Origin of the sequence: Paenibacillus sp. FSL R5-0810, from assembly GCF_038002285.1 — a bacterium.
In the GTDB taxonomy this organism is placed as follows: domain Bacteria; phylum Bacillota; class Bacilli; order Paenibacillales; family Paenibacillaceae; genus Paenibacillus_AQ; species Paenibacillus_AQ lactis.
The window spans coordinates 6,170,442-6,182,500 of sequence record NZ_JBBOCF010000001.1 but is presented as its reverse complement, the minus strand read 5'-3'; the positions used below and the strand labels follow the sequence as shown (position 1 = coordinate 6,182,500).

Below are 12,059 nucleotides of genomic sequence, written 5' to 3'. Positions count from 1 at the left end.
ATGTGTTAACTTCGGCACCAAGGGTATCGAAACCCCTAACACCTAGCATTCATCGTTTACGGCGTGGACTACCAGGGTATCTAATCCTGTTCGCTCCCCACGCTTTCGCGCCTCAGCGTCAGTTACAGCCCAGAGAGTCGCCTTCGCCACTGGTGTTCCTCCACATATCTACGCATTTCACCGCTACACGTGGAATTCCACTCTCCTCTTCTGCACTCAAGTTCCCCAGTTTCCAGTGCGTCCCGAAGTTGAGCCTCGGGTTTAAACACCAGACTTAAAGAACCGCCTGCGCGCGCTTTACGCCCAATAATTCCGGACAACGCTTGCCCCCTACGTATTACCGCGGCTGCTGGCACGTAGTTAGCCGGGGCTTTCTTCTCAGGTACCGTCACTCTCATAGCAGTTACTCTATGAGACGTTCTTCCCTGGCAACAGAGCTTTACGATCCGAAAACCTTCATCACTCACGCGGCGTTGCTCCGTCAGGCTTTCGCCCATTGCGGAAGATTCCCTACTGCTGCCTCCCGTAGGAGTCTGGGCCGTGTCTCAGTCCCAGTGTGGCCGTTCACCCTCTCAGGTCGGCTACGCATCGTCGCCTTGGTGAGCCGTTACCTCACCAACTAGCTAATGCGCCGCAGGCCCATCCTCAAGTGACAGATTGCTCCGCCTTTCATAACTCTGCCATGCAGCAGATTTAATTATCCGGTATTAGCTACCGTTTCCGGTAGTTATCCCAGTCTTGAGGGCAGGTTGCCTACGTGTTACTCACCCGTCCGCCGCTAACTCTCAGAGAAGCAAGCTCCTCATCGAGTCCGCTCGACTTGCATGTATTAGGCACGCCGCCAGCGTTCGTCCTGAGCCAGGATCAAACTCTCCAATAAAGATCATCCCTTCGGATGATGAATTGAAAGAGCGATTAAGCTCATTTAGAAAAACTGACGAGAATTTGTTCAATTCTCTATTGTAACTCCCCGCCGAAGCGGTTCGTTTTTACTCACTCGTTGTTCAGTTTTCAAAGATCAACCTGTGTTTCTCATCGTCATCCGCATCTCAGCGGCGACTTTTATAATATATCATATCGCCCATCTTTTCGTCAAGAACTTTTTTTAAAAACTTTTTAATTCGACATTTTCTCAACCGAATTACCAAAGTCCCTTTCGAGGGGCGAGTTATAATGTATCACAGATCGATTGCGTTCGTCAACATTCTTTATAAATTTTTTATTCGACTTCATATAACAAACGAAATCCTATATTGCTCGCTGTCTTGCTTCTATGAAAAGAGAATCGATCCATCTGAACGAGAGTCCACTATAAAAAAATCAATTTGCTCTGCCGCTGTTTTTGATCAGTCCTCTGAACACGTCTAACACGAGGTCCTTTCCCACTCGTATAGGAATATCTTCGTGTCCTGGTCCAGCCATGCGCGGCTGCGATAACATGTACCGCACAGCATCAACCATTGCAACCAGAGAGAGTCGCTTATTAAAGAAACAAAAAAAGAAGGACTCTCGTCCTTCTCAGATTGTCGAGAAACCCTGTACTTTTTTCAAAGTGCAGGGTTTCTCAATTTCAAGTGGTCCCTTCAAAAGTGAAAATGGGGAGATTACCCCCGTTTTTCCAGGCGATCCAGGTGGATCGCCATCTTCTTCATGTTCTGTACAGCTGCTGTCATCAGCGCCTGTTCCCTGACGTTCTGCAGACCGCGCAAACGGCAATAGCGAAACCCATGGAGCTCTTTGGCATCCGCGAAGCTTCGCTCAATCGTTTCTTTTCGTTTTCGGTAGAGATATTTCCCGGATCGACTCAACCGGTTGCCTCGCACCCACTCTTTGCTGTCTTCCCAGACATGACGGGTTACCACCTTTCGGTGATTGCGAGACCGTGTGCATTCGTTCAATAACGGGCACTTCTTGCAATGCTGTGGATCCGAAGCGTACTGCCGGTATCCCTCGCGGTTGGTCGTCTTGTACAGTAATTCGTGCTTCGCCGGGCACACATACACATTGCGCTGTGCATCATATGTGAACTTCCATTTTGGAAATAAACCTTGGGTTGGGTGAAATCTTCGGTGAGCAATAACGGCAAAAATGTTTCGGCTTTGCAGCCCTTTGCAAATGGGTGAAGTCAAATACCCGGAGTCCAGAGCAACAGCTTCTACTTTAAAACCAAATCGTTGTTGTTGACGATCCAAACGGGACAAATACGGTACAGAATCATGGACATTTCCAGCGGTGACATGTACATCTGTAATCATATTGTATTTCAGGTCCACGGTACGGTGGTCTAAGTAGAAAAATCCTTCCGGTTTTCCTTCACGGATCATATAACCGCTGTCGGGGTCGGTCGTGCTCACTTTGACTTCCTTTTCCTCCATCACGTCCTCTCTGGGCTTTAGTACTTTTTTCCATGTGCATTCCGGTCGGCCTCTACGGCAGCATTTAGTTCATTCACATAATCACGGGTGTTTTGTAAAACCTGTTCCTTTGTGTACTTATGCTTATTCGCATTCGCTTTGACGTGGGTTGAATCGGTAACTAAGACACGTCCGCCCACCATACGGTGCTGAATAGCTTGGAGTACAATCTCATCAAAGATCTCCTGAAAAATCTCGGTGTCTTTAAAGCGAGTGCGACGATTCCAGCTAATCGTAGAATGGTCCGGCACTTTGTCGGTTAGACCTAACCCCAAAAACCAGCGGTAAGCAAGATTGGTTTGAATCTCACGTTCGAGTTGGCGTTCGGAACGGATGCCATAAAAATAACCGAGGAAAATCATTTTAAATAACACGACAGGGTCGATAGCAGGCCGCCCATTATCAGCACAGTAAAGCGGACGAACCTTTTCGTCGATGAAAGAGAAATCGATATACTTATCCACTTTACGGAGCAGATGATCTTGAGGAACCAACTCTTCAATTGAAACAAATTCGTAAGCCTGCTGTTTTTCTCGATTCGAACGTAACATATGTAACACCCTTCCGAACGGTTTATTTACTATTATTATATAACATTAACGCGGTGTCGTGTTGAATTAAATGTACAAGAAAATAGCTGTCGAGACTTTCTCGACAGCCTGAGAAGGACTCTCGTCCTTCTTCAGCACTCCGAATAATATCGGATGGTAGAGAAGCCGTTATGCCGGGACTCCTTGCACACAGGCGCTTCCTTAACCAGGGATCGATACACCAGGTTGCGCAGTACGATCTGGAGCTCTGCAGCCACCGGGGCAAGCTCCGGATGGAGGATCAGCTCCTGAATCGTCCACGGCGTGCGGCGACTGCGCATCACGCGCAGAAGCAATGCCGCACACTTCTCCAGCTTTGAGACCATCGAGAACTCATAGGCTAGGAGCGCAAGCTCTAACCGCTGATCAAGCGTTTCCGTGCTGACCGTAAGCTCTTCGTACAATTTCCGCACCGGTGTATTGAGTCCCGTCATTTGCTCCCATACCGCAATTTCCGGATGAATGCCCCGTTCGATCAGTTCCAGCTCGGCCCAGCAATGAAGCCCGTCCAGAAGCGTATGATATGCATCCAAAATCCGGTCCTGCTTGATCAGCAGCTTGATGTCCACATATTTCTGCAAAAAATGAGCAAACCCAATAAACAGCTTTCGCTCCCGAATCGGCTCGGCGAATCTTAAGAAATCACGTCGAAGCTTGGCGAGGCGATCCTCATGATCACTAATGATATCCCCTTCGAGAAAACACCGAATCAATACTTTATGCTCCCCTTCAAGAAGCTCATGCTCCAATGCATCCATGCCGATGCTGATCACCTGGCACCGATCACCGTTCACTTCAGAATGCTGGTTGGGAGGCTCGTCAGGTATCCCATCATAGACGACAACGAGATTCATCTCAAAATCATGAACAGGCGAGCCAAGTACTGCATCGTTCTTATTACGGTATGCAATCGCTCCAATAGCTCCTTCATCTACCGTATTTCCATAATATAAAGAAAAGTTGGCTAATTCCACGGTTCCCCTCCATACATTCCTTGGCGAACTTCAGCCATTTCAGTTATAATGTAATTCTACATGTCCATGTCAGTTCCTTCTTTTAGGAGATAAGAAAAAAGGGACACCGGATTGCTTCACTTAGCAAGAATGCAACCCATTATTTAGATGCTGTAATCAAACTATGCTCGTTTTATTCATGGAACGTCCATTAAACATTTTAAGAACAGGAGATTATGAAGCCATGATCTTTAAGAACGCAAAAATCAACGCTTTCCGCACATGGGGCCTGCTGCTGACCATGCTGGGCATGGGACTCATGGTCCTCGGAACGGCCGGTATCGTCTTCTGGGGCCAAGCCGGCAAAGTATTTGCAGGAGTCGGGTTAGTATTCGGTCTCATTATGATGATGGGCAGTCTGGCCATTTACTTCTGGGCCGGGATGCTCTCCACGAGTGCTGTTCAAATCCAGTGTCCGGAGTGCGACAAGCTGACCAAGATGCTGGGTAAAACCGACCGCTGCATGTTCTGCCACACCATCTTGACACTGGATCCGAACCAGGCCAACATCACCGCAGAGGAACTGGAGTCACAGAAGAGCACGACCTAGCAGACCGCTCAAGATCGGCCTATCCAAGGATTGGCCGCCCGCCCTTTTATAAACCTCATAAACAGACAAAAAACCGGTTACCCTTATGGATAACCGGTTTTATTTATTTTCTCAATAGTTAACACAAGGATTGCCGTAAATCTAATCATGGATCGTGTTTAGCGTTTTCCATGCCTCAGGGACTGCGAAGCTTCGATTCCATGCCGCAATGCCGCCAAGTTCCAGCTTTTTAGCCAATTGAACGCGGGCTTTAAGGGATACGCCATCCTCCATCCATATTCGGTTCGTGGCGCCGCCTTCTTTAAACTGTACGTAGTTTTGTCCCGTCGCTGAATCAAGGGTTCCCGAAAGCTTTCGCTCCTTAAGCAGAATCTGCATTGTTTCCATCCCAATGGCTTTGGACGAGACTTTGACTTCTCCTCCATCGCTCTTTTCAGTCCATACCCTTGTATATAGCGGCACGCCTAATACCAGCTTGGATGGCGGTACTCCGTCCTCTTCGATAATGCGTCTAACCGACTGCTCCGCCCATGGAAGCGAGGCGACCGATCCGGCTCGGGGACTGGATGCCCAGTGTTCGTCGTAAGCCATTACCATCATGTAATCGATCGCTTCCCCAAGCCGTTTTCGATCCAGAAACAGGGACCACATCTCGCTGTTGGACTTCGGCGTCACATCGATGGAGAGGATCAAGCCCCGATCCTTTGCGAACGGTCTCAGCTCACGCACGAATTGCACGACCTTATCTTTGTCCTTGGTATGAACATTCTCAAAATCGATATTAATTCCGTCAAGCTTATACTGCTTGGCATAGGAAAGTGTTTGCCCGATTATGCGGGATCTCCGTTCATACGTCGACAGCGCTTCGGTCGTAAGCTCAGGGTCGAAGCTGTTGTCCAGCAGACCCCACACCTCCATGTTCCGTTTATGCGCCCAGTTAACATACGGCAACGAGGCCTTGGATTTGACGCTGCCTTCCGCATCGGAAATGCTGAACCAAGTAGGGCTGACCACATTCACGCCAGGCATCGGCTCAATATGATCAGGGCTCGGATTTCTCGTATACACGGCCTCCCACGCCAAATTAACGGATTTATTCCTCCACTCGCGCTCCGCTCGGGACGGCGTTTGGGCGATAACCGGAATGTCCTTCAGATCCCTCTTCGCAACCCGCTCCACCGGAACATATCCGGTATATCCGTTATCCGTTTGTACAAAATACCATCCTGCTTCCTCACGCCATATGCGCAGACGCTGCCCAGCTGAAAGATCGAGCACGATCGGCGATTTTTTCCCCATGCCCTCTCTCATCGCAACCGTTCCCTCAGGCTTGGCCGGCGCGGCCTCAGCGAGCTGAATCGAATCGCCGGCCCGCATCAGGATAACCGCCCCGTCGGCCCCATCCTCATGTACCGCTATGCCGTAATGCTCTTTAAGCGGCTTCATCGGAACATACACGATGCCGTCAACGAGCTCGGGTGCAACCGGATAAGTTAGCGGCTTGCCGTTCAGCTCGCCCTCCCGGGATCCAATCTTCATCCGCAGCACCGATTCCGTGGTCGTTATAATAATGGACTTCGAATCCGGCTCATAACGGATATTACTGTCGACCGCCTCTTGGATCACCGGCAGCGGCAGCTTCAGATCCGCCTTTGTCCCCCGGGCAGAATGCTCCATAAGCTCTCCTTGAACGAAGATCGGCTTGTCCATTCCTAGCCAGTCCGGAACGATATGCTTCGAATTCGACGCCAAATCATTCATGATCCACCAGATCCCCGCAGCAATCAGTATGACACCTATATAAAAGGAGCCTCTCCTGGCACGACGCTTTCTTCGATATCTTCTCCTTGCCAATACCTCTCCTCCTTATCCCCGCCGTTTCCCCAGCTATTCATGTTCTGGGTACGCCTACAAATGGCTTCAAAAAAATAAGAACGTGTGGAATCGTGGATTCCGCGCGTTCTTCTTACTTAACCGATGTTTATTTGCAGGACTTGCAGAGCCCGTACAGCTCCATCCGAAGCCCTTTTACTTCAAACCCGGTACACTTCTCAGCCTGCACTTCCACATCTTTAAGGGACGGGTAGCTGAAATCTTCAATTTTTCCGCATTTCTCGCAAATAATATGATGGTGATCCGATACATTCGCATCGAAACGACTGGAATTATCGCCGTAAGTCAATTCGCGCACCATACCGGCTTCAATAAACATTTTCAAATTATTATATACAGTAGCTACGCTCATACTTGGAAAATTCGGCTCCAGAGCCCGATAAATATCATCCGCAGTCGGATGGCCCATGGATTCCACCAAATATGTTAAAATCGCATGACGTTGCGGCGTAATACGGACACCGGTCGTTTTAAGTTGTTCCAGCGCATGCTGCACGGAAGTTGCCATGGTTGCCCACCGCCTTCAAGTTGAACTAGGATTATCCGCAGCCTAAGCCGCTCTTATCCTTTATTGTACGGCGGCTGTTGGATTTTTGTCAATGCGGCAGAGGCGCCATGCCCCTGTTGTTGATGCTCTCGGAGCTTTCCGGGTAGCTTCGGTAGATGTTCAGATCGCTGTTGCCCTCAATCTTGATCGAATGCTCGCCAGCGCCGGATTCCCCGGAAATCGTCTTCTGCTCGATGAACAGATTAGGCAGCGTGGTTAAAATACGGCCGTAGCTGATCGTACCCTCCAGCTTGTAATCCCCTTCAAGCGGAATGTGGAGCTTCATTTCTCCCACCGCACTGTAAATGTTCCAATCGCCGCCGACTTTCGTTGAGCGGATCGTCACGCTGCCGTTCAACGACTCTGCGCTCAGATCGGCCGGAACGTCGCTAACCAGAATATGGCCATTTCTGGTCTGAACGCGAATATGGTTTAATGCCCGCTTAACCGTCATGTTGCCGACTTGTGAGCTGAGATCCGTTTCGCCTGCAATGTCGACAGCGGTCATGCTCCCCCGGTTCGTTGACAGCTTGACATCGCCGATAATCCCCCGGGCCATAACCTCCCCGTTAAGCGTCTTCCCCGTCACGTTTCCGTAGATGCCGGCAAGCGAGATAGGACCGTTGCCGGTTTCGAGCGAGATTTTATCGATCGCCTGCACGTCTCTAAGCGAGATCGCGCCGTTCATCGTCCGTACTTCCATATTGAACCGTCTGTCATCCGGCAGCGTTATATTAAGATTGATACGGGGCTGCCTTTTGCCCGATTCCCCGTATGATTTTCCTTTCGAGCGAATCGTGACGGTGCTTCCCTCCGTGGCTTCAACGATGCTTTGCTCAGCGATGGCTGCGGCCATGCTCGGCTCCTCCTGATCGACCCAAATCTCCGCCTCAACGATAATATCATCCACATTCCGCCGCACGATGGAAATGTCGCCGTTCAGATGATCAATCACGATCTTCTCCGTGCTGAGCTCAGCCGGGATTTCCAGTACAGGCTTGTCAAAGCGATTGTCCGCCGCTTCGCTGTAGTCGACGCCGGCCGCTGTCAAATTCAAGCTGACGCGGTTCCATAAATGCAGAAAATGCTCCTGCTGGGAGATTACGAATACGGACGCCGTTAGAAAGACGGCAAGGCCGACGCCGCGGAGATCGGGGCGAAACCGGAATTCCTTCCGGCGTCCCAGAACGACTGACAACGAATAACGCACCAAGTATTCCATCCCGAGCAGCACGAACAGCATCGGCCACCACCACTGGAGCAAGAACACATAGTCTGTCCCTTTCCACTCGTCCATCAGCAATAATACCCCGGTGCTGATCAGTAATACCGCCGCTGTATAGCGCCCTACTCTAACTCTAGGCTTCATCCGTCTCCTCCCTTCGCCGCTTATGCTATATCTTTAATTGCTTGTCTTCCTGGGAAGAAGCGTCCCGTCCGCGAAAGCTGCGTGTGCTCTTTCGATGCCGGGTCGCTTCCCGAACCGCAACCCATATCCCGGCGGCAATCAGCACCACTGCAGTAGCTTCCGTGCCATAATCGCGAATAACGGCTTGAAGCCACGGCGGTTTGTTATGGAATAAGATGAGCAAGGCTCCGCAGCCGACCAGCGTAATGCCAAAGGCAGCTCCCCGCTCGCCGCGAAATGGATTTCCTCTTCGCTTTCCGTCAATAACCGAGGCTCCGCCGCCCTCGCTCCTTCTCTTATGGGAAATGATCACCTCGGCTGATTGCAGCGCATCATACACATTATAGAAATAGCCGACCGGGATCAGCAGGCCAAGCACGACGAGTAAAGGAACATTAATCTGCATACCGATCGAGGAAAAATACAATAATGCGGAGATATCCAGCAGCAGGAGCATGATGAAGGTTATTCCCCGGCGGTACATGCCAAGGTAAATATGACCCATGCCCGGGATGAGAGCAGCCAATAAAAGGGCGATGCGCTTCCGCTGCCTGCCCCGCATGCCCCGATACCGTTTCACACGAATTTTGCGCGGCTTGTTCCCGCGAGCGGCTCTTTGTTCCGGTGCTGTACGCATAACCTTCCCTCCTTCCGGCATACCGTGTTTGCGTAGATCGCGGCGTTCGCTGTTTTCTTTGATAGTACCCTAACCAAAGCGTGAAGTAACTGGCAAAAAACTGGATAGAGCCCTTACAGGGCCTTATGCAGGGCCAGGAGTTTCCCCTTTAAAAAAAACGGCAGCTGCCTTTGATCAGCAGCTGCCGTTTTTTCAGTAACGTTATCCTTCATCATGTATCATTCCGCCGTCACCATGCAGACTTGCCCAATGGTCCGTATGCGCCGCGTAATTTCAACCGGCTCGAATCTCCGGTCGGTTAAAACCTGCAGGGAAATCTCCAGCATCGGAAGCGCAGGCTGTAATTCACCGTAAGGAACCGTACTGCGTTCATTCACGACCAATTTTTTGATAACGAAGCCCTGCTCCTCAAGAATCCCGGATACCTCATCCAGGACACCGGGCGTGTTTGCAGCATGCACGGTAATCAGATGGAGCTTGCTTCCCCGTATATAACGCTGCTCCAGCTTATTGAAGACCACCAGATTTAACAGGATCAACAGCGTCGACACGATTGCCGCAAAATAAAAACCCGCCCCCACGGCAAGCCCGATGGCGCCTACGACCCAAACCGAGGCTGCCGTCGTCAAGCCGGTGATCGATTTGCCCGTGAACAGGATGGTGCCCGCCCCGAGAAAGCCGATGCCGGTAATGACGGCGGTAGCCAGGCGCGCTGGGTCGATCCGGACGTTGACCTCGGCAACAAAATCCGCAAAGCCGTAGATGGATAGCAGCATAATTAACGCAGAGCCGAGACAAACCAGAATATGCGTGCGCAAACCGGCGGCATGGTTCGAGCGCTCCCTTTCAAACCCGATCAGGCCTCCAAGCAGCATGGAGAGCAGCAGACGAAGCAGTATCGTCACATTGTCGATCACCCATGGATTATTCAAAATGCAGTGCCCTCCTCATGATGATTGCGTTGAAGTTTAAACTTGTTTTTTCTACGGGTGAACCCTGAGATGGAACTCGGTCAGCTCCACACCCGGAGCTACCTCAAAGGCATGATCCCTCACAAAACCGAACTTCTCGTACAGGGCGACGGCCGGCGTATTCCGCGTTCCCGTCGAAACGATAAATAAAGGAACTTCCCCGTAGCTGTCCAGGACGTGCCGGACCAGCGAGCCGGCGATCCCTTTCCGGAAATGGCCGGGATGCACCATCATTCGGGAGATCGTTACCTGATGCGGCTCCGGTTCAACCGCGATGGCGCCAATCAATTCTCCATCATCATCTATATACCCATAGAAGGTTTCCCCGCATTCACGCAGCGTCTCAAACGTATCGAGCAGGGGCGGAATTTCAGAGAAGCCGATCAATTCGGCCTCGAGCGGATAGGCCATATGCTGCAGACTCCATATTTGCTGCACCGTGTCCCGGTCTTCAAGAGATAAACGGGTAATCATTGAGGTAAGCTCCTTCATCGCATATTTTAAAAAGGAACTTGCCCCTGTCAGAGGGACAAGCTCCTTTCATATCGGATAGATCCCTGCTGGTATAGGTTGATGCCAAGATCGCCTTGATCAGCCGTTTAGCACTTCTACCAGCAGTTTATTCACGAGCGCAGGATTTGCTTTTCCTTTGCTCTCTTTCATCACTTGACCAACCAGGAAGCCGATAGCCTTCTGCTTGCCGGCCTTATAATCCTCCACGGATTGCGGGTTATTCGCAACCACCTGCTCCACAATGCTCTTGATCGCGCCTTCGTCGCTGATTTGGACAAGTCCTTTTTCCTCAACGATTTGGGCAGGGAGCTTGCCGCTTTCCAGCATCTCCTTAAAGACCGTTTTGGCGATCTTGCTGCTGATCGTGCCTTTCTCGATCAAGCCGATCATTTCACCGAGGCCTTGTCCGGTAATCTTGACCTGGGAAAGCTCCAGATTGTTCGCGTTCAAATACCCCAGCAAATCGCCCATGATCCAGTTGGACACCGACTTGGCATCCTTCGTATAGTTCAGGCTGTCCTCGAAAAAGTCCGCGAGAGGCTTGGAAGCCGTAATGACGGCCGCATCATAATCCGGGAGACCATACTCCGAAGTATATCGTGCTTTCCGCGCATCCGGCAGCTCCGGAATCGTCGCGCGGACCGCTTCCTTCCACTCCTCGCTGATATGCACCGATACCAGGTCCGGATCCGGGAAGTAGCGGTAATCATGCGCCTGCTCCTTGCCGCGCATCGAGAACGTTTTGCCCTGCGCCTCATCCCAGCGGCGGGTCTCCTGAACGATCACACCGCCTTCATCGAGTACCTCAGCCTGACGGAACTGCTCATATTCAAGCCCCCGCTGCACGCCGCGGAAGGAGTTCATGTTCTTCAGCTCGGCCTTCGTTCCGAACTCCTTCTGTCCCCAAGGACGGAGACTGATGTTGGCGTCGCAGCGAAGCGAGCCCTCTTCCATCTTCACGTCGGAAACTTCACAGTACTGCATGATCGCACGCAGCTTCTCCAAATAGGCCTTCGCCTCCTCGGGCGAGGAAATTTCCGGCTCGGATACGATCTCGACCAGCGGTGTTCCTACCCGGTTAAAGTCAACGAGGGATGCGTAGCCTCCATCAACGTGCGTCAGCTTGCCCGCATCTTCCTCCAAATGGAGACGGGTAATCCCGATCCGTTTCGTCTTCCCGTCTACCTCGATATCAATCCATCCATTCAGTCCGATCGGCTGGTCATATTGCGAAATCTGGTAGGCTTTCGGCGAGTCCGGATAGAAATAGTTTTTCCGGTCGAACTTGCTGACGTCGCTGATCGTGCAGTTCAGTGCCATTGCAGCTTTCATCGCATATTCGACGGCCTGGCGGTTCAGCACCGGCAGTACGCCGGGATGACCGAGGCAGATCGGGCATGTATGGGTATTCGGCGGAGCCCCGAACGCCGTGGAGCATCCGCAGAAAATTTTCGAATTCGTGTGCAGCTCGACATGGACTTCCAGTCCGATGACCGTTTCATATTTTGATGTAGACATTCTCT

The 12,059-nt window shown here is 51.2% G+C and carries 10 protein-coding genes and 1 rRNA gene (1 of these 11 only partly in view); 1 reads left to right on the top strand and 10 read right to left on the bottom strand.

From position 1 onward, the window contains the following. The 3 genes from MKX76_RS27505 to MKX76_RS27495 form a co-directional block, all read right to left on the bottom strand. Positions 1-880 (bottom strand): 16S ribosomal RNA (locus tag MKX76_RS27505); it reaches 674 nt to the left of the window's first position. 724 nt (positions 881-1,604) lie between these two features. Beyond that, a protein-coding gene (locus MKX76_RS27500; RefSeq protein ID WP_157462161.1) for an IS1182 family transposase occupies positions 1,605-2,965 on the bottom strand; the annotation gives its coding sequence in 2 pieces (ribosomal slippage) (positions 1,605-2,398 and positions 2,398-2,965; 1,362 coding nt in all). 131 nt (positions 2,966-3,096) lie between these two features. Beyond that, on the bottom strand, positions 3,097-3,978 hold the full coding sequence (locus MKX76_RS27495; protein WP_341034929.1) for a nucleotidyltransferase-like protein: 882 nt from the start codon (positions 3,976-3,978) through the stop codon (positions 3,097-3,099). 223 nt (positions 3,979-4,201) lie between these two features. Here MKX76_RS27495 and MKX76_RS27490 point away from each other — a divergent pair, with 223 nt between their 5' ends. After that, entirely contained in the window at positions 4,202-4,567 is a 366-nt protein-coding gene (locus MKX76_RS27490; RefSeq protein ID WP_028406927.1) for a DUF2614 family zinc ribbon-containing protein, read from the top strand. A gap of 141 nt (positions 4,568-4,708) precedes the next feature. Here MKX76_RS27490 and MKX76_RS27485 read toward each other — a convergent pair whose 3' ends face one another. The 7 genes from MKX76_RS27485 to gatB all read right to left on the bottom strand — a co-directional run bounded on the left by MKX76_RS27485 (position 4,709) and on the right by gatB (position 12,054). Then, positions 4,709-6,421, bottom strand: coding sequence for a glycosyl hydrolase family 18 protein (locus MKX76_RS27485; RefSeq protein WP_341034928.1), 1,713 nt, complete (start codon positions 6,419-6,421; stop codon positions 4,709-4,711). A gap of 127 nt (positions 6,422-6,548) precedes the next feature. Next, the gene (gene perR, locus MKX76_RS27480) at positions 6,549-6,968 is read right to left on the bottom strand and encodes a peroxide-responsive transcriptional repressor PerR (RefSeq protein WP_007131640.1); all 420 of its coding nucleotides are present in this window, start codon (positions 6,966-6,968) and stop codon (positions 6,549-6,551) included. Between the two features lie 88 nt (positions 6,969-7,056). Beyond that, positions 7,057-8,376 carry a DUF4097 family beta strand repeat-containing protein gene (locus MKX76_RS27475; RefSeq protein ID WP_007131641.1) on the bottom strand — a complete coding sequence of 440 codons (1,320 nt, stop codon included), beginning with the start codon at positions 8,374-8,376 and terminating at the stop codon, positions 7,057-7,059. 25 nt (positions 8,377-8,401) lie between these two features. Further along, the gene (locus tag MKX76_RS27470; protein ID WP_341034927.1) at positions 8,402-9,052 is read right to left on the bottom strand and encodes a hypothetical protein; all 651 of its coding nucleotides are present in this window, start codon (positions 9,050-9,052) and stop codon (positions 8,402-8,404) included. 218 nt (positions 9,053-9,270) lie between these two features. After that, complete coding sequence (locus MKX76_RS27465) at positions 9,271-9,984, bottom strand: MgtC/SapB family protein (RefSeq protein ID WP_007131643.1); 714 nt, start codon at positions 9,982-9,984, stop codon at positions 9,271-9,273. A gap of 51 nt (positions 9,985-10,035) precedes the next feature. Further along, positions 10,036-10,497: a GNAT family N-acetyltransferase gene (locus MKX76_RS27460; RefSeq protein ID WP_007131644.1), complete on the bottom strand. Its 462-nt coding sequence runs from the start codon at positions 10,495-10,497 to the stop codon at positions 10,036-10,038. Between the two features lie 117 nt (positions 10,498-10,614). Continuing rightward, positions 10,615-12,054: an Asp-tRNA(Asn)/Glu-tRNA(Gln) amidotransferase subunit GatB gene (gene gatB / locus MKX76_RS27455; protein WP_007131645.1), complete on the bottom strand. Its 1,440-nt coding sequence runs from the start codon at positions 12,052-12,054 to the stop codon at positions 10,615-10,617. Between the last annotated feature and the right edge of the window lie 5 nt (positions 12,055-12,059).

Coding starts and splice junctions, on each gene's coding strand:
- MKX76_RS27475 (WP_007131641.1), bottom strand. CDS start 8,376: ATGAAGCCTAGAGTTAGAGTAGGGCGCTATACAGCGGCGGTATTACTG.
- perR (WP_007131640.1), bottom strand. CDS start 6,968: ATGGCAACTTCCGTGCAGCATGCGCTGGAACAACTTAAAACGACCGGT.
- MKX76_RS27490 (WP_028406927.1), top strand. CDS start 4,202: ATGATCTTTAAGAACGCAAAAATCAACGCTTTCCGCACATGGGGCCTG.
- MKX76_RS27460 (WP_007131644.1), bottom strand. CDS start 10,497: ATGATTACCCGTTTATCTCTTGAAGACCGGGACACGGTGCAGCAAATA.
- gatB (WP_007131645.1), bottom strand. CDS start 12,054: ATGTCTACATCAAAATATGAAACGGTCATCGGACTGGAAGTCCATGTC.
- MKX76_RS27470 (WP_341034927.1), bottom strand. CDS start 9,052: ATGCGTACAGCACCGGAACAAAGAGCCGCTCGCGGGAACAAGCCGCGC.